This is a genomic window from Salipiger marinus (assembly GCF_035481585.1).
Classification (GTDB): domain Bacteria; phylum Pseudomonadota; class Alphaproteobacteria; order Rhodobacterales; family Rhodobacteraceae; genus Salipiger; species Salipiger marinus.
Window position 1 is genome coordinate 41,218 of the sequence record NZ_JAYKSL010000024.1, and the last position, 24,550, is coordinate 65,767.

Genomic DNA, 24,550 nt, shown 5'->3' on the forward strand with positions numbered 1-24,550 from the left:
TTCCCGTCTTGACGCAGCGGCGGCCGCAATGGCCCGCCTTCGTCTGAGGGTGGGCTCGATCCTGACAGCCGACATGGGGGACCATGCCGTCACTGCTCAGGCTGCGGCCAGTGAAGATATCATCGCCGATCTGGCGATTGCGCTTGCTGCTCCGGATCAGATGCCCGCGTCGGCCGGGCGGCGGCGCGTGGCGCAGACCATCTCGCTGATGCATGATCGGCACAGGGAGTCGGTCATGCTCGCGTCGCTTGCGCGGGAACTCGGGTGCAGTTGTCGCAGCTTGCAGGCGGCATTCCGCGAAGCAGGCCATGCGACGCCCCAGGACGTTCTGGCCGGGATCCGGTTGGACGCGGCGCGGATCTGGCTGCTGTCAGACCGGCACAGTGTCACCACCTCGCTGGACAGCGGCATCAGCCATCTGGGCCGGTTTGCCGCTGCCTATCGCCGCAGCTTTGGCGAAAGATTGGCGCAGACTCTGTCCGCAAGGACGTGAAAGGCGAAACGGAGAGGCCTCTTTTGGCATGGTTGCGCGGCAACGGAGACTGAAGGAGGCGCACTGGGTCGTCGCAGGACAGGCAGCATCGTCCCGCATCGGCGATCTCGCCGGTTCGAGTTTTCCGTGTGGATCACGAATGGAGGCTTCAGTATAGCAACACCACGGCAGGCATCCGTGCGGGACGGAGCTCTGGGCCGGGGATCAATTAGCGGCCAAGGCGGACCAGACGCCATGCGTGCTGTAGCGCCACAAGTCAGCTTCGAGCCCTCAGTCGTCATTGAAACTGGTGGCACGGCGGCTTATGCTCATCCCGTCACAGAAGGAGATTTATGCAAAGAGGCTTCGATTGACCCGCATGTAGCGGCATCGCTCGGCACATGGATGCCGACCCTTTTTGCATGATTTCTGTGGAGTTCTCATGAGGAACGCAAACGTGGTGATCCGGCCCTTTGATGCGGCAACGGATCTGAAAATACTGTCAAATATCTGGTTCGAAGCCTCGCTGAAGGCGCACCCCTTCATCGGTGAGAAGAGACTGACGGAACAGCGCAGGCTGATCGAGGAGTCGTATCTGCCGAAGGCGGAGACCTCCGTGGCCTGCCTTGACGGAGACGCTGTTGGCTTCATCAGCCTTCTGGACTGTTTCATCGGCGGGATCTTCATCGCGCCGGGCTGGCAGGGTCACGGGATCGGGCGCACGCTTATCGCCCATGCCCTGGCCCGGAATGGCGAACTGTCCCTTGAGGTCTATACCGAAAACGAACAGGCCGTCCGCTTTTACAAGAGACTCGGATTTCAGGAGGTGTCCCGGCGCGCGGTCGATGACTTCGGCTTCCCGTTCCCGAATGCGGCGCTCCATATAGAGACCTGAGAACAGGTCTGGCAGGGCTTTTCCCTGCCAGACCATGTCCGCTCTTCGGTTGTTCGTGCGCACGTGATTCAATTCAGAAATGCTGCCAACTTCTCCGTCGTGAAAAAGCGCAAAAGGGTAGCCGATCCAGAGAGCGCTATTTGGCGTGCCAGAGGCCCAAACGGAATGAACTCTGTGCTCGATATAGCCCTTGCCAGCCTCAAGCGCCGCCATGTGTTCGCCATCGATCAACCCCGAGATGTGGATGTCGGATGGGGTAAGGCGGCGCCCCATCGCCGCCGATACGAGACGCACCAGCCGCTGAATTACTGGCATGGAGCTGGTCAAGTCGCGCGGCTCGTCAAAGAACGCCGCATATGAGTCGAGAACGGAACGGCAGCTATCCGCCACCCTTCAGAAAGCTGCCGGGCCTTTTCAGCCCAGTGATGCCGATCTCGACCTAGCGGAAGAGCTGGCCCCGCATATCTGGTGGGACACGATGATAGGCGGGATCTGCCCCGATCTCTGATCCAAATCTCATGCGACCTTTTGGGCTGGTTTGAGTAAGGTGGCGAAGATGCTCGGCGTTAGTGTTCAAGATCATTGCGAGGCGCTCCGCCAAAGTGAGCGCGAAAGTCAACGATCACGGTCACAGGCGGTTAAGCGAAATGTTTGCGACAGCCCCGATCTCGGGCACCGATGCTTGGTCGGACCCACGGATGCTCCCGGGCACCCTAGAGCATCATCATCGGTCAACCGAGCCGTAGGGCGTCCAGACCGTGCGTGACCGGCTCCAAGCGGTCTGGGTCCAGCGTTATGCCGAGGCCGGGGCCGGTCGGGATCGCGATGAACCCCTCTCTGTCCATCTCAAAGGGTTCGGACAGAATGCCGTCGACGTACCTGCTGCCGACGATGTGCTCCACGAAGCGCACCCCCGGTAGACCCGCCGCCATTTGAAGGTCCGCCGCCAGCCCGAGCGCGGTGTTCCAGCCATGGCCGACATAGTCGGTCCCCATCGCCCGCGCCATTTCAACGATCTGGCGTTGCTCGGATATACCGCCGACCTTCGTGACGTCCGGCTGGACGATATCGAAGGCCCCGGCCTTGAGGTAGGGCACGAAGGATTGGCGGCGGGTCAGCACCTCGCCCCCTGCGATCGGCACGCGGCTCATTCGGCGCAAATCCGCATAGCCTTCGATGTCATCGGGAGGAAGAGCCTCCTCGAACCAGGCCACGTCGTAGGCGGCCAGCATGTCGGCCGTCCGCCGCGCCCAAGCACGACCGTTTGGCCAAAACGCATCGCTCGCCCCCGGATCGACCATCAGCGCCTCACCGTCGTCCAACACGTCGCGCGCAGCGGCGATAATAGTCTCGTCCAGCCTGTAACTTTCCGATCGCCCGAACGGCCCCCACCCGATCTTCACCGCGCGGTAGCCTCGTGCCTTGTACGGCTTGATGCGCTCGGCCATGTCTTCGGCCCCCGTCATAAGCATGGACGCGTAAGGGCGAACTCTCTCCTGATAGCGCCCGCCGAGGAGGGTGGAAATCGGCAGTCCGGTCGCCTTGCCGAGGATATCCCAGAGTGCAATGTCGACGCCGCCGATCACGTGGGTCACTGTGCCGCCCCGCCCCATCCAGAACGTATTCTGATGCAGCGTCTCGGTCAGCTGGCCGACGTTGCGGGCATCACAACCGATCAGGTGCGGCGTCAGCAGCCGCACGGCCTCGGCTGCGAGAAAGCCGTCCGTGAACACCGATCCGTAACCGGATATGCCGCCTTCCGTATGGACAGCGATGATGCCATGGACCGAGTCCTCGGGCTTTATCTCGGCACGCCATCCCCCTTCCGGGCTTTCGCCCACCAAAGGAACGCACACGACCTCGGTGATCGCGAAGCCATCGCTGGTGGTTGTCTGGCGGGTTGTTACAGGGTCATCTGTCATCGAAAATACTTTCAGTAGGATGCCGTCACGCCGCCGTCGGCGATTAGGACTTGTTTGGTGATGTAGGCTGCGTCGGGAGAGAGGAGGAATGCCACGGGGCCGGCGATGTCCTTGGGCGTGCCGATCCGGCCCGCTGGCAGGCGGCCCCCTCGAGCTTGACGGACGTGACCTTCCGGTATTGCGCCATGTCCATCGTCTCGAACGGAGTGACACCCGAAATACTGGCGTTGTTAACCAAGCCGTCGTTGGCGTCGCCCCCCCAAAAAATAAAGTCTTGATTGCCTCCTCGTCTCTGATGACGGGGCACACGCCTTTCGCCAGCTTGGTCTTCATAGCGGCCGCCGTGGCGGGCACATCATCCGCGTCGATATCGACGAGACGCATCACGACGCCACGAGCCACGAGTCTGCGGAAGATGGTAAGCTCGATTCCGCCGGCAGCGCCGGCAACGGCGTAGGTCTTGGTCATCGTGCAATCTCAAACTGGCGGCGCACGGTCAGAGCCAATGCCAAGGCGACTGGGACGATCGCAATGATCGGGGTCAGGGAGCTCGGCGCATCGACCTCGGCGAATATGCCATCGCGACGCAGGGCGTTGAGCCGGACCGGTGGGGTCGCCCTCTCCCACAAGAGAAACCATGTGATCATCATTTGCGCCATGCTGTCGTCTCGACACTCATATCACTCCATACGGAATACTGTATACCGTATGCAAGTCTTGATTTTGCAACGCTGATGTCTGATAGTCCCCGTCAGCCTGAACTCATGAGGATTCCGATGCCCGCGCTCCAACTCGCCCCGCTCGCCCGACAACGGACGATCTCCGAGGAAATCACGGAACGGCTCGTCCTTGCGATTGCGAGTGGAGAGCAGCCCCCCGGCGCGCGTATCACCGAGGCGCAGATCGCAGAGGCGATGAACGTCAGCCGCGCGCCCGCGAGGGAAGCCTTGTTGAACCTGGCCGCGCGTGGCGTGCTGGTGCCCGTCGGGGCGCGCGGGCTTCACGTCATCCCGGTGTCCGACGACGATGCCGCGAACATCCGCGAGGTCCGGCTTGGCCTGGAGGGTATCGCCGTCGAGAAGGTGATGGCGGCATCGTGGGATGTGCCCGGCCTTCTCGATCCCCTCGAACGGATCATCAAGGACATGCATGGTCTCGCCAATGGAGGGGACATGCTCGCACTCGCGCAATGCGACGTGCGTTTCCACCGCACGATCATGGAGTTGTCAGACAACCCGCTTCTGCTCCGCATGTGGGACGATTTCTCCGCCCAGCTTCTCATCCAGTTCTGCCGCGACTGGCACAGGCATTCCGACAAGATCGGCGAGGTGGAACTTCACCTCCGCCTTCTCGACCTGTTACGCTCGGGTGATTGCACAGCGATACAAGAAACGTTGCGGGACCACTTCAGCGGAGAATAGCGAGCATTGCGTTGCCAAATTCAGCCAACCGTCGATATCCCCGGGACCGGCTTTCTAAACCGCAAAGACCCGCATATCGACCAGACTACGAACCAGATCACCCATAGAGTGTTTCTCTGTGGGTGATCTGGTTCGAAGGCTCTCTGAAGGCGCACCCCTTCATCGGTGAGAAAAGGCTGACTGAACAGCGCAAGCTGATCGAGGAGGATTATCTGCCGAAGGCGGAGACTTCCGTGGCTTGCCTAGGCGGAGAAGTTGTTGGCTTCATCAGCCTTCTGGGATGTTTCATTGGCGGGATATTCATCGCGCCGGGCTGGCAAGGTCGCGGTATCGGGCGCACGCTTATCGCCGATGCCCTGACCTGGAAGGGCGAACTGTCCCTTGAGGTCTATACCGAGAATGAACAAGCCTTCCGCTTTTACAGGACGCTCGGATTTCAGGAGGTTTCCCGGCGCGCGGTCGATGACTTCGGGTTCCCGTTCCCGAATGTGGCACTCCGTTTAAAGACCTGGGAACAGGTCTGGCAGGGCTATTCCCTGCCAGACCACATTCGCGAAGGTAGGGATCGAGACCTTCGTGGCCTTTCAGAGCCGTTCCAGCGCGGTCGTGACTGTCTCAGCTAACACTTCAGCAGGCTGTGTGCCGTCAAGCCTCAGAACCGGAGCAGTTTGTGCTTTGAGCCAGCGTTCATGCTGCGCGAGATTGCGTCCTGTGAACGAGGATTCATCATAGCGAGATGCCCAATCACGGAATGCCAGATGGCCTTCATACATGTCGCCACCCGGCAGGATACGATCACCATGTCTTTGTGCCTCTCGGCTCTCCAGACGTCGCAACCGTATCGCGGTGGGTGTATATAGGAAGGCGATGATCTCGACATGCTCAATCAGGATATCCCCCCAACCCATAAAGGAGCCTGACAGAACCCAGCCATCCGTCTGGGATTGCCGCTGTTGCATCAAGCGGACCCGATCTTCTGGCAGGCGCTTTGTCGTGAATGGTGGGTCTGTTGGCATCCAATAGAAGTCGTCTACGTCCAGCACTGGAACGCCCATCTGCGCGGACAGCGTCGCACCAAGCGTTGAGACGCCCGAGCATGATGCTCCGATCAAGTATATTCTTGGCACATCAGTCCCGCCGTTAACATTCAAAACCATGAGGGCAATAGCGGTGCGCGTCACCTTCTGCAATGTCCGCTCCGTCCCGCACTACCGACATTCGCGCCACTCGGCATGCTGCGGCAAGTACAAATGGCCGGTTCAGTGACGCTGCGCTGCGGCTTCCGCGGCGTCCAGAATGGTGGCTCTGGGCCGGTCGTGTCGATGGCAAACCGGCGGTGTTTCAGATGAAATAGTTAACGACTATGAATCTGAGAACTGCAGTCCCCGGTCTTTTGCCGTGGCGACCAGAGCGCATCAGGTATGAAGGCGCCTCGGTCCTGAACAGTTCCGCATAGGGCGAGAAATACTTGATCTGCTCCCCCTGACATGCGTTTCTGAAATCAGGTGGAAGGCCAGTCTCGGGGAAAGACTGCCTCGAGACCTGGTCGCGTGCCGTCTTCAGGGCACAGCGCCCGCAATGCAGCCCGGGGAGATCCGCATGTATCCTTCGACAGCCACGGCCCTTCTGGCTTTCTTTCTGGCGGCACCCGCGATGGCGCAGCAGGCCTCCGATGTCGTCGTGCCGGAGCCTGAAACGCAGGTCACGCAGGACTTTGCCGGGATCTCGGATGCCGCAGCTTCGGCGCTTGCGGCAAAGCGCGACGGTCAACCGACGGAAGCCGAAGACTGGATGGTCGCCGCCGCCCATCCGTTGGCCGTCGATGCGGGCGCCCGGGTGCTGCGCGAGGGCGGGAGTGCCGCGGATGCGATGGTCGCCGTTCAGGCGGTGCTGGGGCTGGTGGAGCCGCAGTCCTCGGGCCTTGGCGGCGGTGCCTTTCTGGTCTGGTATGACGCCGCGACGGGGGAAATCACGACGCTTGATGCGCGCGAGACGGCGCCGCTGGCCGCCGACCCGCGCTACTTTCAGGACGCGGAGGGCGAACCGCTGGAGTTCATGACGGCCGTCGCCAGCGGCCGCTCGGTTGGGACGCCGGGCACGCCGAGGCTGATGGAGGAGGCGCACCGCCGCTGGGGGCGGTCGAACTGGCGCAGCCTCTTCGACGCGGCCATAGCGCACGCCGAGGAGGGCTTCAGCGTCTCGACCCGTCTGTCGGAGTCGGTCGCTGCAGCAGCAGAAAGCCTTGCCACCTTCCCCGCAGCGGCGGAGTACTTCCTGCCGGACGGCGCGCCCCTTGCCGCCGGTGCCACCCTGGTCAATCCCGACTACGCGGCGACGCTGCGCCGGATCGCGGCAGACGGCACGGCCGCCTTCTATACGGGCGAGATCGCGGCCGACATCGTAGCGGCGACCCGCACCGACGCCCATCCCGGCCTGCTGTCGGTGACCGACCTTGCCCGCTACGCGGTGATCGAGCGGCCCGCGGTCTGCTTTGATTACCGCAGCGCCGAGGTCTGCGGCATGGGTCCGCCCTCCTCCGGGGCGGTGGCCATCGCGCAGATCCTCGGCATGCTCGAGACTTTCGATCTGGGCGGGATGGGGCCACGGGATGTGGAGGCGCGGCGCCTGATCGGGGATGCGACACGGCTCGCCTTTGCCGACCGGGGGCGCTACCTCGCTGACAGCGACTTCGTCCCGGTGCCGGTGCAGGGGCTGATCGACCGCAGCTATCTGGCCGAACGGGCCGAACTGCTGCGCGGCGACGATGCCCTGCCGGAGGTCTCGGCGGGCGCGCCGGAGTGGGATCACGCCTTTCTCTGGGGGGATGACCTGCGCGACGAGCGCCCGGGCACCTCGCATATCTCCATCGTCGATGCGGACGGCAACGTGCTGTCGATGACCACGACGATCGAGGGCGCGTTCGGATCGCGGATCTTCGTGCGGGGGCTCCTGCTCAACAACGAGCTGACCGATTTCTCCTTCCGCACCCACGCGAATGGCTGGCCCATCGCCAACCGGGTGGAACCGGGCAAGCGCCCGCGCTCGTCGATGTCGCCCACCATCGTCCTGCGCGACGGGGCGCCGGTGCTGGCCATCGGCAGCCCGGGGGGCGCCACGATCATCGGCTTCACCGCGCAGGCGATCATCGCGCATCTCGACTGGGGCATGGATGTGCAGGAAGCCGTCTCGATGCCGCATCTGGTCAACAGCTTCGGCACCTACCAGATCGAGGCCGGAACCTGGGCCGAGGATCTGACGGAGCCCCTGTCCGGGCTGGGTTTCGAGACGAACGTGACGACGATGACCTCGGGCCTGCACGCGATCTCGCTTGGCGAGGGCCTGCGTGGCGGTGCCGACCCGCGGCGGGAGGGCATTGCCCTGGGCGAGTGACGTCGCCGCGCCGTGAGGTCGCAGTGCAGCATCAATTGCTGGGATGAACGGCAAGTCTGCGCCGAGCCTGCGGACAGGCATAGACGTCACACGGGGGGCGGAGAGCGGTCATCTGCTGCCGCCCGTTTGCTCTTGCAAGACCCAAGAACAGTAGACGTTCGTCGCGACCTGCAAGGTGGCAAGTTCGGCATCTTGTTCGGCCGTGCGCCCGCACATTGTTTAGGCAATCACGCAAACAGCGCAAAAGCCACCAAAGACCAAGGAACGAACCCTGCTAGCGCCGGGTCCGCTTTGCTTGCCAGTGGGGCACGATGCCTCCGGCCATGATGCAGCCATAGGGGTCGATGCAATCGACCACATCGGCCAGACCATAGTCGCGCATCTGGTCCATCACCGCCCCGGCGCGCTTATAGCTGGAGGGCAGTTCAGAGGCATCCACCGCCCCGGCATGGAAGCGGATGTCCAGCCCAGCCGTTTCCGCCGCCAGCATCTGCGCGGGCGTCACCGCCCCCATCCGGCGGCGATGTTCCGTGCGCGAGAAGTTGCGTCCCGCCCCGTGCGGAGAAAACCCCAGCGCACGCGTGGCGTCGCGTCCACGCACCACCAGAACCGGCTCTGCCATGTTCAGCGGGATCAGGGTCAGACCGGTGGCATCTGATGCATAGCCTTCCCAGGCCGGGGTCGCCCCCTTGCCGTGCAGGAACAGATCGCCGCGACGGAAGACGAAGTTGACAGCCTGTAGTGCCGCACGGCATTCGCCGGGGTGTTGAGGCCGGGGCGACATGGGGGAAGAGACCATGGGAAGCCCGGCCACACGAATGACCGCCAGCAAGGTGGGGGCTTGAGCCCCACAGGTTATCCGGGGTCGAGTTGTAGTCTCTTCGGCATTCGCCCCGGTTTCGGGGTCCGGCGACAAGGTTTGGCAAGACTTTTCCATGAGCTACACGCTTGCGCGTGGCGCGAGTTGAACGCGCGACCTCCGGTTTACCCGGTGCTCTTCCCTGTAGTCCTGCCGGCATTCGCCGGGGGTGATCTCCTTCTCAATGGCGCCGGCGACAAGGTCTCGGCGAAACAGGTGCTCTACCGCTGAGCTACCGCCCCAAGGGGCGGGCGGGTATCGAACCCGCGACAGTCTGTAGTTCCGCCAGCATTCGCCGGGAGGCCTTGGGGCCGGGACACCTGCGCAATGGCTTTCGCCCCCTGCGCGAGGCCGGATTCAAACCGGACGGGATACAGAGTGATCCCGGCCTCGCGTCCCGGCCAGAAGCCCGGGAAAGGCTTACAGCGCCACCGCGCGGATCTGGCCGACCCAATGGTCCGGCCCCATCCGCCCGGCCGCGAAATCGGCGATCTGGTCAAAGACCTGATCCGAGAATCCGCCGATGTTCAGCACGTCCCGCCGCTCGGCCGCCTGCGTCGTGCCAAGGGGCTGGATGTCGAGGCAGACCAGTTTCGCCGCCCGGTTCCGGGCCTTGAGCCTGCCCCACTCCGCCATCATCGCCGTGGCCTGCCTGCCCTGCCGACCATCGACCCAAGACTGGTTGTCCGAGACGAAGATCACCAGATCGGGCGCCAGGCCGACCGCATTCAGTGCTGCCAGCGGCGCCGAGCAGTTGGTGCCGCCCCCGCCCAGTGCCGCCAGTTTCGCGGCATTGGTCAGGATCGTGTCACGCGCCTCCAGCGTCGCCTCGCGCACCCCCACCTCGAAGGGCATGACACGGGCCTTGGGGTTCTTGCGCAGCACCGCCGCCGCGACCAAAGCCCCGACATCGATGCACCGCACAACCGAAGTGGCGCCGGGCCGATAGCCGGTGACCGGCGAGGACATGGAGCCCGACACGTCGGGGCAGACCGCAACCGACCCGCTCAGCACCGGCACGTTCGCCACAGACAGTTCCATCGCGTCATGCAGCGCATTGCGCAGCTTTGCGTCCACCTCGGGCGATAGTGCCTTCAGCGTCGCCAGCAGCTGATAGGGCAGCGCCTTCGCAGCCCGGATCCGCCCCGGATCGCGCAGGACGCCTGCCACATGATCGACCACACCGGGCTTCGTGAAGGCGCCTTTGCGATCCAGCATGTTCAGCCCCTGCCGCAGCATCTGCCACGAGCCCTTGCGCGCCACATCGGCCCATTGGTCCGGCGTCATCGGCAGATCGGCCAGCATCTGGAACGGCACATCCGGCACTTGTGCCGAAGTCCCCGCCCGGAAGGCCAGCAGATCCTGCACCAGCCGCGGCAGTGCCGCCATATCGGCAGGCTTGCCAATCAGCCACGCATAGAAGGCCTCCCGTTCCGCCGTGCCCGGCTTGGGGTGAACCATCCGGATCACATCTGCCAGCGACGGAGCTTTCCCGACCGAAGCTGCCAGCAGCTGCGCATCCGTAGCCGTGTTCAGCCAGTGCTGCACCATGGCCTTGGGCCGCGAGCCCAGCGATTTCCGCCCGGTCTGCCCCGACCGCAGGATCTGCACGAAGCTGCGCAGCACCTTGCTCGAGGTGACCACCCGACCGAAAACCTGCGCAAACAGCGCCGGATCGCGGGCCGACAGCACCGCCAGCAACAACGCCGGGGTATCCTTCATATGCCCCTTTTCGCGGACATGCACGGCCGTCTGCGCCAGAAACATCGGGTCCACCGCCATCGCCACCTCGACCAGGGTCGAGACCTCGGCCTGTGCGTCCTGATAGTACCCGCCGCCAAAGGTGCCGGTCATCGCCAGCTGCGCCAGCCTGTGCTCGGCACCAGAGGCATAAGCCTTGGCCCCTGCAGCGTTGGTGGCGGTTGCTCGCGGCAGGAGCCGCTCTGCCCGCGATGCAAACACGGATTTGTTTGCCATGATCGAATTCCTTCAGTTTTCGCCCTCTCGTTCTGCCCGGTTCAGGGCGGGACATGAAGAAATTCATGCCTTTCGTTCAAGTCGTTGAAAAAATTAAACTAAACCACGAATTGGCAGAAAGCCTTCCGTCGAAATTTATCTGATGATATATGGATTTATCCAAAAGGATCACCTCTATGCGCAATGTCGTCATTGGCTTTCTCGGCACCCAGCTCGACATGGGCAAGCGACGCCAATGGCGGCCTTCGGTTCAACTCTGCGCGCACCCCGATTTCCCCATCGACCGGCTGGAACTGATCCACGACCAGCGCCACTACCATCTGGCTTGCAATGTGGCTGCCGCCATCGCCAAGACCTCACCCCAAACCGAGGTGCGCCAGGTCAGGATCGACATGGCCGACCCTTGGGATTTCCAGGAGGTCTACGGCAAGCTTTACGACCTTGCCGCCGATTACGGGTTTGACGAGGATCGCGAGCGCTATCATGTCCACCTGACCACCGGCACGCATGTGGCGCAGATCTGCTGGTTTCTTCTGACGGAAAGCCGCCACATCCCGGCGCGGCTGGTGCAGACCGGCCCGCCGCGTGATGGCGCGGCGCCACAAGGCACGCTGGATATCATCGACCTAGATCTTGCCCGCTACAACGCTTTGCAGCGTCGGTTCGAGGCGGCCGCGCGGGACCATTCCGCCCTGCTGCTGGGCGGGGTGGACACCGCCAACCCCGCGATGCAGGCCGTGGCCGAACGGCTGGACCTGATTGCCACCGGATCGGACGGACCGATCCTGCTTCTGGGAGAGCCGGGCACCGGAAAATCCGCCCTCGCCGCCCGTATTCATGAGCTGAAACTGGTGCGCCGTCGCATCAAGGGACGGCTGGTGCAGGTCAACTGTGCCACCCTGCGCGGCGGACAGGCGCTGCCCGCTCTGTTTGGCCAGCGCCGCGCCGCGACCGGCGTGGTGGGAAGCGAGCGGCCCGGCTTTCTGCACGAGGCTGACGGGGGCGTTCTGTTTCTTGACCGGATCGATGAGCTAGGTCCGGACGAACAGGCAGCTTTGCTGCAGGTGATCGAAACCGGCCGCTATTGCCCGGTCGGGTCAGAGGCCGAGGTGACAGCCCGGTTCCACCTGATCGCCACCGCCGCCAGCGACCCCGGCGCGCTGCTGCGCGCAGGGCGGCTGCGGCCCGATCTGCACGCAAGGCTGTCGCAATGGGTGGTGCGCCTGCCGCCCCTGCGGGAACGACGCCAGGACATTCGGGCGCATCTTCTGGACATGATCGACAGCACCGAGCGTCAGTTGGGCCGCAAGACCGGCTTCAATGCTGATGCGCTGGCCCGCTATCTGAGGTTCGCGCAGGATCCTGCCACCCTGTGGCCGGGCAATCTGCGGGATCTGCAGGCCTCGACCCATCGCATGGCCGTGCTGGCCCAGCGTGGACGCATCACCGTGCCGATGGTCGAGGCCGAGATCGCAACACTGACCGACCAATGGAGCGCCGCAACAGCCGATCTGGACGAGGCCTTGCTGGCAGAACTCCTCCCGGATGCCGTTGGTCTGGATGAATTCGAACGCGCCCAACTGGCCGCCGTCGTCCGCGCCTGCCGGGAATGTGCCAGCCTTTCGGCGGCGGGGCGTCGGCTGTTCGCCGTATCGCGGAAAGAAAAAGCCAGCCAGAACGACGCTGACCGCTTGCGCAAGTATTTGTCGCGCTTTGGCCTCGACTGGGGAACAGTGACCGGCAATCAGCCCGGCTGACGGCCACACCAGCATCTCGGTCGTTTTTCCTCTTTCCACGGTGACAACAGCCTTTTGTGAAACCCTTCCCACCCCGCCGGTGCGGCGGAAAGTCTGAGTGGCCGCTTTGGGACATGCCGCGGGGAAGCGCGCCCTCGGAATCATCGAGGAGACTGACACCCCTGCGGACTGCAATGCCTCTGCGCCGGGAAATCTCATTGTCAGGTTGATGAACCAATAAGAACCTCCGCGGGGTCGATCTGCCCGGTCGACAAGCCCGCGGAGCCACCGATGGCCATGATCGCGAGGGCTCCAGATCGGCGCCCGCAACGCGCTCCGTTCGGTGCTGCGCCCAAACCACCTCCGATCGGTGGGGCAAGCTGCGCGCCGCAAAGTAAGCGCAGTCCGGCCTTGAACGGGTCGAGAGGGAGCGTAGGTGCGAAGCTCGTGACTGTCGCCGTTTATGGGCTCCAAAATGACTTTGAACCGATAGTTAAGGCAATTTCGAACACTGCGGTCGCGGGCATGACCTTATGCCGCCATTTCCATACTTGGGCGCGCGGTCGAAACCGTGCGGCCAAACCGATGCTTGCAGCCAGAATCAGCCCTGGGTCCCGTATAACGTATTCCTGATCGCGAAGATCGCCGCCCCACAGGCGCTTGGGTCACCGCGCACAGCACCGGGCAGGCAGAGCGGGCCGCGCATCGGGTTGCCGAGCCGGTCCCGGATTTCGAACGGGCAATGCGCGGCGATCAGGCTGCGCAGGTCGTCATGCGCTTCGCCGCCGATGATGATGGCTGCCGGATCCAGAATGCCCCAGAGAGCGCGGGTCAGCTGATGCAGCGCGGGATGAACCTCTTCCACCCAGGCCTCGACCAGATCCCAGCCGGGCGTTCCGCGCCGTGGGATTACCTTGATCGAGGCCACCTCATGACCGTGTTCGCGCAAGTAGCGCAGCAGATTGCCCAAGGCGGGGCGATGCGGCTTCTGGTCCAGGTTGAACAGCGTCGTCAGCTCGCCCGCGTTCCAATGCGCGCCGAATGACAGGTTGCCTTCGACCATGAACCCGCCGCCGAGCCCGTAGTTCAGCGAGACATAGGCGAAGGTCGGGAAGCGCTGGCCATGGCCGGTCCAAGCCTCCGCGATGGCGCCCAGCTTGGCGTTGTTCTCGGCATAGACTAACGGGCCCAGGGCTTGGGCGAAGGCGGCGCGGATCGGCATGTCATACCAGCGGTCTAGCTGCACGATGGTGCGGAACTGATCCTGCCCGGCCGCGCGGAAGCCCTGCATCGCGACCCCGAGGCCGGCATGGCGGGCGAGGTCCAGCCTCTGGCGCGAGATCAGCATCGCGGACAGGCGGGCGGTTTCGGCAATCACCGCCGGGGGATCGTCGGGATCCGATCGCAGCGTCTCTTCGGCCAGGACCGCGCCGGTCAGATCGGTCAGCACCAGTTCGGCTGAGGCGGCATTGATCGACAGGCCGAAGGCGAAGGCGCCCGCCGGGTTCAGCTGGAACGGCGGCGTGGGCTTGCCGCGCCCTTCGGTCGCAGGGCCGCTTTGGCGGATCAGCCCCTGTTCCTCCAGCTGCGTGGTCAGGCGGTGCAGCGACTGCTGCGGCAGACCCAGCTGGTTTTGCATCCGCGTCCGGGTGGTTCCCGGCTGACGGCGGATCATGTCCAGCACGAGGCCTTGGCTTTTACTGACTGATATCAGGTTGCTAGACATCTTCCCTCCATTCTTTCGGCCTGCGGTGAAGAGTGTCACATTATTTTCACTCATGACAGGTATTAGTTAATAACTCATAACGGGTAATAAATTGGAGCCCTGATGTCCGGCCTTGTCGCCCAACACATCCGCATGGAATTTGGCACGCATACTGCGGTGTCGGATGCGCATTTCTCGGTCGCAGAGGGCGAGTTCGTCACGCTGCTTGGCCCTTCGGGCTGTGGCAAGACCACGCTGCTGAAGATCATCGCGGGCTTTCTGGCGCCAAGCGCCGGGCGGATCCTGATGGGCGGCATGGATGTGACAGATGTGCCTCCCGAGGCCCGTGACACTGCCATGTGCTTTCAATCCTATGCGCTGTTTCCGCATCTGGATGTGCGGGCCAATCTGGAATTCGGGCTGCGCCAGAAGCGTGTGGCCCCGGCCGAGCGCAGCCGCCGTCTGGACAGCGTGATCGCGCAACTGGAGCTGGGCGCGCATCTGGCCAAGCTGCCCAATCAGTTGTCGGGCGGGCAGCAGCAGCGCGTCTCGCTGGCCCGCGCGCTGGTCATGCAGCCCAAGGTCATCCTCTTCGACGAACCCCTGTCTAATCTGGATGCCAAGCTGCGCGATCAGGTGCGGATCGAGATCCGCCGCATCCAGCGCACCCATGGGCTGACCGCGCTTTATGTCACCCATGATCAGGCCGAGGCGCTGTCAATGTCGGACCGGATCTTTGTGATGAACCGCGGCGTGATCGAGCAGGAAGCCGCGCCGGAAGTGCTGTATCACCAGCCCCGCACGGCCTTTGTCGCGGATTTCATCGGCGCGGCGAATATCCTGCCGGTGCTGGACCAACAGCCTTTGGCCGAGGGCAGTCTGGTGCGGACCCCGATGGGGGCTTTGACCATGGCTGGCACTGTCACCGGCCCCGCCATCGCCTGGAGGCCAGAGCGCGCGCGGATCCTGCCCCCGGGGGCTAGGGCGGTGAATGCCTTCGAGGCAAGGATCACCGACCGCGCCTTTGTTGGCGATCACATCGACCTGCAGGTCGAGATCAACGGCCTGATTCAGCGCCTTCGCCTGCCGCACTGTCCGCAGGCGGTGGGTGAAGTGCTGCGCTTTGCGCTGGACCTTGAAGATATCCTGCCGCTGGAGCAGGGCGCATGAGCACGCGCGCGCATCCGGTCTGGCCGAAGCTGCGGCTTCTGGCCCTGCTGGCGCCCGGGCTGGGGGTGATCCTTGTGCTGATCGGCGCCGTAGCCTGGATCGCGCTGGCGCAGAGCTTTGGACTGCACAACCCAATGGGCGAGGACCGGCTGACGCTGGACCATTGGGAAAAGATGCTGGACCGCAGGCTCTATCTGCGCGCCGTGGGCTATTCGCTGTGGCTGGGGTTCGCGGCGGCGCTGATCTCGGTAGCGCTGGCCTATCCGCTGGCGATCTGGCTGCGACGACCCTTTCGCGGTTCGGCTTTGGTCTCGGCCGTTTTGCAGGCGCCTTTGTTGGTGCATGGGCTGGTGGCGGCTTTCCTGTTCGTCAACATCATCGCCTATCACGGGCTGGTCAATCAACTGATGGTCGCGCTTGGGGTCTGGGCCGAGCCCCGCCAGCTGCAGAATGACCGCAATGCGTGGGGCGTGCTGATCCTGCAGGTGTGGAAAAACCTGCCCTTCGCGCTCTTGGTGTTGTCGGGTTCGGTGCGTGCGATCGGCGATGACATTCTGGATGCGGCGCGAGATCTGGGCGCGGGCGCCTTCGCGCGGTTCCGCCGGGTGATCCTGCCGCTGTCCCTGTCGGCGCTGCAGGCGGCGCTGACCATCGTGTTTATCGGCGCTTTGGCCGACTACAGCTTTCAGGTCATCGCCGGGCCGACCAACGCGCAAAGCCTTGCCCAGCTGATGGTGTTCAGCCGGGCCCGCAGCTGGCACGAGGCCGCGGTGGTGGGCGTGACGCTGATGGTTCTATCCCTGCTGGGGGCGGCACTGATTGCGGTCCTGTCGCGAGCGCTGCGCCTGCGGGGGGTGCTGTGATGACGCTGAACCGCGCGCTTTTCGTTGCCCTCTTGCTGATCTGCACCCTTTGGCTGGCCCTGCCCTTCGGGATGGCGATCCTTTGGTCGCTGGTCGATGCCTCGACCCCCTGGACACCCGATCACATCCTGCCTCCGGCCATCTCATTGGATCGGTGGCGCAACATGCTGGGCAATCCCGTGCTGCAGGTGGCGCTGCTGAATTCGTATCTGCTGGCGCCCACTGCCGCGCTGATGACCCTGACACTGACGCTACCCACCGCCTACGCGCTTGGCCGCATCCCGTTTCGCGGACGCGAGATCGCCCGGATGCTGACGCTCTTGCCGCTGGTGGTGCCCGGCTTCGTGACGGCGATCTTCCTGACCGCGCTTCTGCACCGGATCGGCTTTACGGGGTCGCGGTTCTGGGCGGTGGCCTTCTCGCATGCGCTGCTGTTCCTGCCCTATGCGATCCGCATCCTTTCAGTCAGCTTCGAGCAGGTGCGTCAGGACCATATCGACGCCGCGCGCGATCTGGGGGCCAGCCCGCTGGCGCGGTTCCGCGTCGCCTGGCTGCCCGCGCTGAAACCGGGGCTGCTGGCCGCCTTCCTGATTGTCTTCATCCAGTCGATAGAGGAATTCGCCATCGCCTTCATTCTGGGCTCGCCGGATTTCACCACCATTCCCACACTGCTTTACGCCCGGCTTGGGCAGGATTTCGTGCGCCCCGATGCGGCGGTGCTGTCGCTGATCCTGGTGCTGCCCAACGTGATCCTGATGCTGATCCTTGAACAGCTGCTGCGCTCGGCCAACCCGTCGCTCAGCTCGGGCAAGGGCTGATGTTTTCCTCTCTCCGACACCCCAAAAGGACCATTCCGATGAAAAAGTTGATGATTTCCGCCACCGCGCTCGCCCTGCTTGGCCTGCCCGCCCTGGCCAATGATCTGGCCGGCAAAAGCTGGGACGAGATCGTCGCCCAAGCCAGGACCGAGGGCGAGGTGACCTGGTATGTCTGGCACCTGCAAGATGCGCTGCGCGAGGCGGTCAAGCCCTTCGAGGCGGAGTATGGGATCAAGGTCACCATCGCCGAGGGCACCATCGGCGGCCATTTCGACAAGGTTCTGGCCGACCGCATGCGCAAGACCGGCGATGTTGATGTGCATGCCCTAGGCTTTGACCGCTACGAGGGCATGGATCTGGCCGGACTTTATATCCCGCTGGACATCCTGCCCCCCGACAGCGGCCGCGCCTATGAGGTGACGGGTGTCTCGGGTCAGGGTCATGCCGTGGCCTATTGGGGCAACCAAAGCGGCATCGCCTATGACCCCGCCAAGGTGGATGAGACCGACCTGCCGCAGAACGCGGCGGAGTTTGCGGAATTCTGGGCGGCAAACCCCGGTAAATTCGGCTTCAACTATGAAAACGGCGGCGCGGGCCCATCCTTCTATACCAACGTCATCGTCAATCTAGGCGGTTGGGACCGCGCTGATGGCACCGAAGATGTCAATCGGCTGATGGCGCTGGAACCCGCCATGGCCTTCTTCCGTGACAATGGGCCGAACTATGTCATCACTGCATCGAATGCCGACAGCATCACCCGCCTGTCGGACGGCGAACTGGTGATGGTCTCGGCCTGGGAGGACCATCTTGCCGGTCTGCAGCAGCGCGGCGAAGTGCGCAAAGACCTGGAATTCTATGTCCCCGAGATGGGTATGAATGGCGGTGGCAATGGCGTTGGCATTCCGCTGAACGCGCCACATCCCGCCGCCGCAGCAGTCTTCGTGAACTGGCTGGCATCTGCTGAAACTCAGTCCATGTTCAATGCCACATTCGGCACGGTTCCGATGAATGCCGCAGCTGACAGCAGCAAGGCACTCGTCTCGCCCGAGGATCGCGCCAACCAGGTGGCCGCTCCCGCCCGGCCCTTCCGTGACAGCGTCGAGGCATATTTCATCGAAAATGTGATCCTGGAGCGCTGACCTCAGCCGCGAACCAACCGGCCACGGGGAAATCTTGCCGTGGCCGATACCTTCTTACCTGTTCCAAAGGACCAACGAAATTATGATCCCCTCCAGCCCTGCCGCCTTCGCTCCTCTGCAAGAGTTTCTGGCCGATAAAAGTTGGCAAGGTGCCACTGTGGCCCATCGCGGTGCCTGGCAGGGCACGGCAGAGAACTCGGTGGCGGCGGTCGAGCGCGCCATCGCTCTTGGCGTGGCCTTTGCCGAGATCGACGTGCAGGAAAGCCGCGATGGGCAGCTGTTCTGCCTGCATGACATGTCGCTGATGCGGACGGCGGGCCTGCCGGTGATGCCTGCTGCGCTGGATTGGGCGACCCTCGGGACTGTGCGGTTGCGGAAGGGGGCAGGTGGACCGGATGCCGCGTTTAGCGACCAGACCTTGCCGCTTTTCGACCAGATCCTAGAGACCGCACGGGGCCGGATCTATCTTGATATCGATGCGAAATCGCCGGTTCTGCTGCCCGCCATTGCCAAGGCTGTGCGGCGACATGGCATGAGCGATGCGGTCAACGTCAAGTTGTGGGCAACCGGCCCCAGCGAGATCGCTGCTCTGCGCGCGCACTTGGCGGATTTGGGGCTTATCGCCAAACCGATCTGCTTTGTCGGCGCGGGGGCAAGTGACGCGGTCGCGGGCCTGCTGGCCGATGTGGGTGCACCGATGGTTGAGGCGTTCTTTGAGGATTGGCCGCAGGCGGAGGCATTCGGCGCGCGCATGATGGCTGCGGGCCGGGATATTTTCGTCAATACGCTGGATCAGATCGCATCGACCGGCCTGACCGATACCCATGCGTTGCAGGACGCCGATGCGGTCTGGGGGCGACTGATGCGCGCAGGGATGCGTCTCATGCAGACCGATCTTCCCGAAGTGCTGCAAGAGCATCTTGGCCAGACATCCTTGCCAGCCGCCGCTCCCGCCCATTGAGGGGGCAGCCGGTATCCCGCCAGCCTCTGCCCGTCCGAACTCGGGCCACTGACAGACAGCCGCTGCGGATCGTATTGGTCCCCAGCCCTTTTTCTGGGTGATCACTATGACAGACTCCAAGATGGGTCATGCCCTATTTCTGCACACGCTGATCCGGGATGCCGGCGGCCTCGCCTTGCAGCATTTTAACAGCCGTCCTGCTGGATTTGCGCTCAAAGGGCCGCAGGATCCGGTGACCGAGGCTGATCTGGCCGTCGAACAGTTCATCCGGTCACGTGTGGCAGCAGCCTTCCCGGACGATGGCTTTCTGGGCGAAGAAAGCGGGGCAAGCGGCGGTGAAAACGTCTGGGTTGTCGATCCGATTGACGGAACCGACAATTTTGCACGCGGCATCCCCCATTTCTGCGTCTCGATCGCATATGTCGTGAACGGTCAAACCCGATTGGGCGCCATCTTTAACCCCTGCACATCCGAGCTTTACCTAGCCGAAAAGGGGCGTGGAGCAACGAAGAACGGACTCCGCCTGGCCGTTTCTGAAAATCCGCCAGCTTGTTCGGCGGTCGAGCTAGGCTGGTCAAGCCGCGTTTCACGCAGCGCCTATACAGCCGCGCTTCACCGGCTGCTTGATGCGGGTGCAAATGTCCGCCGCCATGGCTCAGGTGCCTTGGCGTTGGCTTGGGTGGCCGAAGGCCGAACCGATGGATATGCCGAACTGCACATGAATTCCTGGGATGCTCTGGCAGGGCTTTTGATGGTGCGCGAAGCGGGTGGTGTGACCACCGAAGGTGCCGATTCCGGAGAGCGGCTGTTCAAAGGGGGGGCCGTCTTTGCCGCAAACTTGCTTCTGGCACCGCTCATGACCGAGCACTCTGGTGCCGAGGCCGTCTTTACGGGCTGAGCAGGATGTCTTGTCGCGATCAATAAGGCCTCACCTATCCAGAGGGCAGCCCAAGACACCAGAAGATCCGCAAAGATCTGGGAGGAAGGCCCGCAGAGCTGCAATCTCTTGACGGATTGCGCTGCGCGGTGTCTGAGGGGCGGTTTCGGCCAAAGTCGCGGCGATAGGGCGATCAGGCCCGTGCTGTTAAATGGCTAACATTTAGCCATTCAACACATAATCCCTGAGAGCCTTGATGTCTGCGAGATCTGGCATCCTGTGGATCATCCGGTGGCAATTTGCGCAAAGGACGGCCAGATCAGAAACATTCAAGGCGCGCGTCTCGAAGTTCTCTGAATATGGCGCACCACTGCTGATAAATATCACAGTCACGCCTGAGATCTCTTCGGCACCTCTATGTCCGCCCAGACGGGCTAAGTCACCCCCGCCTTCCTTCGGAAGATAGCCATAAATGAAGCCATCGGACGCTCGTGAGAAATTATGAACTTCATGGGGTGACTGGCCGCTCTGTCCGTATCTCATGACGGGTTTTGCGGTTAGGGTCTCTCCGTCAAATCGGGGAAGTTCTCTACCCGAGCCAGGAAGTAAGCCATTTACTCACACCATATTTTGGGATTGCGCTTAAAGAGCGGCGCGAGTCTTATAAACAAAATGTTACTGCGGAAAGCCCTCAAGTAATCTCGCAGACCTATCAACACAGCCCTTACCGCCCGGTTGAGCGGGTTCCATGCAGCGTGGCTGGTCTCTACGAAGCCACTGTCCGCTCCGTCCGCAGACGGCTGACCTTCACCTGATCTTCGATGCTGCACAAGGCACGAATGGCCGCTTCGGTGAAGCTGCACCGCAGCATCAAGGGGTGTCGCGAGCGGCAGGTGAGGGCCGGTCCTGAAGGTTCATCGCGATTGGCCGACACCTACGTTCGGCCACGCAGCGCTCGCGACAGGCGGCGAATACGGATCGCCCGGTTGAGCTCTCCGCCGAAGATGAGAACCAAAGCTGCCAAGTACGTGAAATAGAGTGCTGCAATGATCCCCGCGAGCCCCCCATAGTAGCTTGCGTAGGCGGCAAAATGCGCGAGGTAGAAAGAGAAGGCGGCGGTCAGCACGATCCATGAGATGACCGTGAACAGGACGCCGGGATAGATTGATGAAAAGCGCGTGCGACGGGCCGGCAGGAGGACATGGGCCAGGAACAGGGATGCCACAAGGATGAGCGCAGCCGACGGGTAGCGCACGAGGCTCACCGTCACGGAGGCCGGATCGAAGCCGGGAAACAGGATGTGAAGCGATGAGCCCGCGCGCGGGGCGAGGACAAGCAGATAGCCGACCAGCACCAGAACCATGCTGGCGATCACGACCATCAGGGCCATCAACGGATAAAGCACATACCACGGGCGGGTCTCACGCACCCCGTAGGCCCGGTTGAGGCCCACCCGGATGCCATCGACGCCGCCGAGTGCGAACCAGATGGTCAAGAGGATACCCAACGACAGGACACCACCGCGCTGGATCGTCATCACCTGGCGGACCTCCGACACGATGGGTTCGATCAGCGTCTCCGGCACGATGGCGATGAGAAACGAGATCAGATCTTCGGCCATGCTTTGATTGCCGACGAAAGCGGTCAACGAAGAGGTGAAGATCAGGAACGGGAAGACGGCCATGAGCACGCGGAAGGCGACGTTCCCGGCCAGCCCGAACGCATCATCGCTCCACAGCCGCAAACCGCCCTCGCGGAAGATCGCCCATACCGCGCGCCAGCCAGTGCCGTGCAGCAAGACTTCCGGGTTGGCGGTGACGATGCCGTGGGTGATGACGGCATCGCGACCTGCTTCGGTCGGCGGACGTTCAGCCATTCAGTCTCTCTCGCGTTGCGCTGATGTCTTAACTAGGTCGCTGGTGGCGGGCGGACCAGAACGCTGGACCTCTCACTTCACGGATTTCGAGATAACCTTTGTCCTGATCAGCTGACGGGGCGCTGCAGGGTCACCCTGCGCTTTCTTTAGACCGTCAGCTTCGGGCTGCCTCCAGCCAGGTGCTGATCCAAGCGTAAAAGGCAGCTCTGGTCCGAGAGCGGGCAAAACGGTCGGTCGTCTAGGTGCTCAGACTTTCGAAAACTTCCCGGCAGAATCGATCTCGTGCTTCAACATCGTCCGAATTCTCTGCCCAGATCCGGTCCGGCTCTAGCGCGCCGGCCGGGACCATTCGCTCGGCGATTTCGGCCGGAGTGGTCTCGTCGGTGCGACCACCGGCCCAATCATGGAAGGCAGTAGAATATCGAACCGCCGCTCCGCTGGACGACAGCTCGATGGTTCCCCCTTCCGCAAAGAAGGTCAGCCCATCCCCCATCTCTTCCCCGATCAGTGCGAGCCGTTCTCCCAGACGGTACTTCAGGATGGCGGAGAACACGATTGCGGCAGAGAAGGTGAATTTGTCGACGAGCAAACCGACCCGGCGATCCTTCGCGCCCTCCGAGATCGCGTCGATCAAAGGCATGGTCCGTAGGAAGTTGCCTCCTGAGTTTCCGCGGAGGTCAATGAGCAAGGTGCGGGCCGGAAGCGATCCCGCGAGGGTTGCCGCCTCGGCGATCGCAGCCGAAAGTGCAGTTTCACTGGGGTCGAAGAAACTCGGCAGGACGATGAGCGCCCCGGACTGGCCGAAGTCTCTGATCTTGCAATAGGACTGTGGAGCCCAGGACGCGTCGGCTTTGCCATGCTCATTTCGTGGGTAGAATGTAGAGGCGCGAACCAGATCTGCAGTATCGAGAGACAGTTCGCGGATCCGTCCCGTGGCGTGCCGTATCCGGTACGTGATCTTCTCGCCGTCCGAAGGCACTCCCAAGAGCTGCAACGCACTTGGCCAGGCGAACATGATCGGGCCGATGACGCGTTTTCGTTGCGGTGTGCCTGCCAGATATTTCTCTGCGGATCGTTCGATATAGTCTGCGGGAACACCATTGATGGATATCAGCTCTCCCCCGATCGCCGCGGAGATATCTGACCTGGCATCGAGCAGGCGTGTCGTGGTGCCGATGGTCACGAACCTCAGGGGCAGCACCGAAATGGCGTTGTTCGGGATCAGCCGTGTATGTCCATTTCCTGGAAGTGCGAGAAGGCGCATCAGGGAAAGCAGGAAAGCGTCCTTCGCGTTCGCCAGTGCGTTCTGACAGGCCTCGTTGATGCAACGATCCAATTCCTCGCGTCCGATCAAGCGGAAGCTGGGGTCGGTCGGGAGGACCGATGTTACGACTTTCTCCAGGTCGTCGATCATCGACCTATTTCAACGTGTATTCTTGGGGGCTGCAATGTCTCAATTGGGCTCGGGCCGACCGTGCGGCGGTGCGGCAGATCAGGGCGGAGGCGGCCACGCGGATCACCACGAAGTACACCCGAACCGAACGTACCCAACGACCGCCGCAAAGGTCGGCTTCCCGCCCCTTGCAACTGACGCGTAGGCGCGGAAATTCGAAGCGATAGAACAGCAATACGCAGCTTCTGTCTGTCAGACCGTTAGAGTAAAGCGCTGTTGAGCCTCACCTTCAGTTGGTGAGGGTTGCTGGGGTGGGAAGCGACCCGTCCGGCAGAAGCGCGATTCATCAGGTACAAGCCGACGCCTTCGTCCCAAGTCGTCTCCTCTTGCACCTCCCGCAACCACTGAACCATTCGCGGAAAGTGGCGGTTCTCCCCCACGTTGAACCGGCGCTTCCAGCCCATTTCGTCGATTACTCGTGCAACGACGGACCTGAGAAAGTCATCCAAATTGACATCGACGATCTCGTCTCCCGCGCGGTTGATTGCCTCCGTCCAGATTGCCTTTTTAAAAACGGACGGAGGAACATCGTCGACATCTGGGGCTGACGCCTCTTCCGGAGACGCCAAACTGTCCTCAATCAAGGACTTGACGTTCTCGTCATTCTCCATCGCTTCATTCAGTTCCGCCCGCAGCTCCGAGGCGTCTCCACTTTCCATCGCTCGCACGAAATAGCCGAGGGCCTGCCGGAAGCGATCCTTCGGATATCCCGAAAGCGTCTCCATGGGCTCGCCGGTAACATCCTCCCAGACTGTCATCATATGACGGGTTGCAGCTCCATAAGTACGGATGCATCCGTCGAAGAACGTATGGTTGTGATCAGAACCATCCATGCGATGTCACCTCTAAACATTTGAACCCGGCGTCCACGCGTCGGAATATCCAAGATATGACGAATGCTATCGAGATGCTTTCCGGTTTGCCACCTGAGATCTAAGATTTGGAAGGTGGGCGCCCGCCTTTAGTGCCTGATGTGTTGGATGTCACTGAGAACTGACCCAGCGGCGATAGGAAAT

22 protein-coding genes, 1 tRNA gene and 1 pseudogene are annotated in these 24,550 nt (G+C 62.6%); 13 read left to right on the plus strand and 11 right to left on the minus strand.

The window, feature by feature from the left end; genetic code table 11:
• Positions 1–28: 28 nt before the first annotated feature.
• The 3 genes from VK682_RS22840 to VK682_RS22850 all read left to right on the plus strand — a co-directional run bounded on the left by VK682_RS22840 (position 29) and on the right by VK682_RS22850 (position 1,875).
• Positions 29–493, plus strand: a complete 465-nt coding sequence (locus tag VK682_RS22840; protein ID WP_230797832.1) for a helix-turn-helix domain-containing protein — start codon at positions 29–31, stop codon at positions 491–493.
• Positions 494–914: 421 nt separating this feature from the next.
• Positions 915–1,367, plus strand: coding sequence for a GNAT family N-acetyltransferase (locus VK682_RS22845; RefSeq protein ID WP_230797831.1), 453 nt, complete (start codon positions 915–917; stop codon positions 1,365–1,367).
• A gap of 313 nt (positions 1,368–1,680) precedes the next feature.
• On the plus strand, positions 1,681–1,875 hold the full coding sequence (locus tag VK682_RS22850; protein WP_324782597.1) for a hypothetical protein: 195 nt from the start codon (positions 1,681–1,683) through the stop codon (positions 1,873–1,875).
• Positions 1,876–2,098: 223 nt separating this feature from the next.
• Here the strand turns inward: VK682_RS22850 and VK682_RS22855 are convergent, their stop codons facing one another.
• From VK682_RS22855 to VK682_RS22865, 3 genes are all read right to left on the minus strand, one after another.
• Entirely contained in the window at positions 2,099–3,289 is a 1,191-nt protein-coding gene (locus VK682_RS22855; protein WP_230797829.1) for a mandelate racemase/muconate lactonizing enzyme family protein, read from the minus strand.
• An 11-nt stretch (positions 3,290–3,300) separates the two neighbouring features.
• The gene (locus VK682_RS22860) at positions 3,301–3,468 is read right to left on the minus strand and encodes an SDR family oxidoreductase (protein ID WP_324782602.1); all 168 of its coding nucleotides are present in this window, start codon (positions 3,466–3,468) and stop codon (positions 3,301–3,303) included.
• A gap of 285 nt (positions 3,469–3,753) precedes the next feature.
• On the minus strand, positions 3,754–3,948 hold the full coding sequence (locus VK682_RS22865) for a hypothetical protein (protein ID WP_230797828.1): 195 nt from the start codon (positions 3,946–3,948) through the stop codon (positions 3,754–3,756).
• Between the two features lie 117 nt (positions 3,949–4,065).
• Between VK682_RS22865 and VK682_RS22870 the strand changes: the two genes are divergently transcribed.
• Entirely contained in the window at positions 4,066–4,710 is a 645-nt protein-coding gene (locus VK682_RS22870) for a GntR family transcriptional regulator (protein WP_230797827.1), read from the plus strand.
• Positions 4,711–4,826: 116 nt separating this feature from the next.
• A pseudogene (locus VK682_RS22875) lies at positions 4,827–5,216 on the plus strand (GNAT family N-acetyltransferase); the annotation flags it as partial.
• Between the two features lie 78 nt (positions 5,217–5,294).
• Here VK682_RS22875 and VK682_RS22880 read toward each other — a convergent pair.
• Positions 5,295–5,891, minus strand: coding sequence for an ATP-binding protein (locus VK682_RS22880; RefSeq protein ID WP_230797850.1), 597 nt, complete (start codon positions 5,889–5,891; stop codon positions 5,295–5,297).
• A gap of 418 nt (positions 5,892–6,309) precedes the next feature.
• On the opposite strand from VK682_RS22880, the gene ggt reads away from it, so the two are divergent.
• Entirely contained in the window at positions 6,310–8,100 is a 1,791-nt protein-coding gene (gene ggt, locus VK682_RS22885) for a gamma-glutamyltransferase (RefSeq protein ID WP_230797826.1), read from the plus strand.
• Positions 8,101–8,374: 274 nt separating this feature from the next.
• On the opposite strand, the gene VK682_RS22890 is transcribed toward ggt, so the two are convergent.
• From VK682_RS22890 to VK682_RS22900, 3 genes are all read right to left on the minus strand, one after another.
• Entirely contained in the window at positions 8,375–8,884 is a 510-nt protein-coding gene (locus VK682_RS22890; RefSeq protein WP_230797825.1) for an RtcB family protein, read from the minus strand.
• 165 nt (positions 8,885–9,049) lie between these two features.
• Positions 9,050–9,198 (minus strand) — tRNA-OTHER (locus VK682_RS22895).
• Between the two features lie 181 nt (positions 9,199–9,379).
• On the minus strand, positions 9,380–10,936 hold the full coding sequence (locus VK682_RS22900) for a vWA domain-containing protein (RefSeq protein ID WP_324782598.1): 1,557 nt from the start codon (positions 10,934–10,936) through the stop codon (positions 9,380–9,382).
• 176 nt (positions 10,937–11,112) lie between these two features.
• On the opposite strand from VK682_RS22900, the gene VK682_RS22905 reads away from it, so the two are divergent.
• A complete protein-coding gene (locus VK682_RS22905; RefSeq protein WP_230797823.1) occupies positions 11,113–12,693 on the plus strand; it encodes an RNA repair transcriptional activator RtcR family protein in 1,581 nt (526 codons plus the stop codon).
• 580 nt (positions 12,694–13,273) lie between these two features.
• Here VK682_RS22905 and VK682_RS22910 read toward each other — a convergent pair.
• Positions 13,274–14,398, minus strand: a complete 1,125-nt coding sequence (locus VK682_RS22910; protein ID WP_230797822.1) for an ROK family transcriptional regulator — start codon at positions 14,396–14,398, stop codon at positions 13,274–13,276.
• A gap of 102 nt (positions 14,399–14,500) precedes the next feature.
• Between VK682_RS22910 and VK682_RS22915 the strand changes: the two genes are divergently transcribed.
• The 6 genes from VK682_RS22915 (at position 14,501) to VK682_RS22940 (ending at position 20,226) form a co-directional block, all read left to right on the plus strand.
• Complete coding sequence (locus VK682_RS22915; protein ID WP_230797821.1) at positions 14,501–15,547, plus strand: ABC transporter ATP-binding protein; 1,047 nt, start codon at positions 14,501–14,503, stop codon at positions 15,545–15,547.
• Positions 15,544–16,410, plus strand: a complete 867-nt coding sequence (locus tag VK682_RS22920; protein ID WP_230797820.1) for an ABC transporter permease — start codon at positions 15,544–15,546, stop codon at positions 16,408–16,410. Before VK682_RS22915 ends, VK682_RS22920 begins: the two co-directional genes overlap by 4 nt.
• Entirely contained in the window at positions 16,410–17,228 is an 819-nt protein-coding gene (locus VK682_RS22925; RefSeq protein WP_230797819.1) for an ABC transporter permease, read from the plus strand. Before VK682_RS22920 ends, VK682_RS22925 begins: the two co-directional genes overlap by 1 nt.
• 38 nt (positions 17,229–17,266) lie before the next feature.
• Positions 17,267–18,367, plus strand: a complete 1,101-nt coding sequence (locus tag VK682_RS22930; RefSeq protein WP_230797818.1) for an extracellular solute-binding protein — start codon at positions 17,267–17,269, stop codon at positions 18,365–18,367.
• 82 nt (positions 18,368–18,449) lie between these two features.
• Complete coding sequence (locus VK682_RS22935; protein ID WP_230797817.1) at positions 18,450–19,328, plus strand: glycerophosphodiester phosphodiesterase family protein; 879 nt, start codon at positions 18,450–18,452, stop codon at positions 19,326–19,328.
• Positions 19,329–19,434: 106 nt separating this feature from the next.
• Positions 19,435–20,226 carry an inositol monophosphatase family protein gene (locus tag VK682_RS22940; protein ID WP_324782599.1) on the plus strand — a complete coding sequence of 264 codons (792 nt, stop codon included), beginning with the start codon at positions 19,435–19,437 and terminating at the stop codon, positions 20,224–20,226.
• A 913-nt stretch (positions 20,227–21,139) separates the two neighbouring features.
• Here the strand turns inward: VK682_RS22940 and VK682_RS22945 are convergent.
• From VK682_RS22945 to VK682_RS22955, 3 genes are all read right to left on the minus strand, one after another.
• On the minus strand, positions 21,140–22,081 hold the full coding sequence (locus VK682_RS22945) for a YihY/virulence factor BrkB family protein (protein WP_324782600.1): 942 nt from the start codon (positions 22,079–22,081) through the stop codon (positions 21,140–21,142).
• A 238-nt stretch (positions 22,082–22,319) separates the two neighbouring features.
• Positions 22,320–23,495, minus strand: coding sequence for a peptidase S41 (locus tag VK682_RS22950; RefSeq protein WP_324782601.1), 1,176 nt, complete (start codon positions 23,493–23,495; stop codon positions 22,320–22,322).
• A 239-nt stretch (positions 23,496–23,734) separates the two neighbouring features.
• Positions 23,735–24,367 carry a hypothetical protein gene (locus VK682_RS22955; protein ID WP_230797813.1) on the minus strand — a complete coding sequence of 211 codons (633 nt, stop codon included), beginning with the start codon at positions 24,365–24,367 and terminating at the stop codon, positions 23,735–23,737.
• Positions 24,368–24,550: the final 183 nt, after the last annotated feature.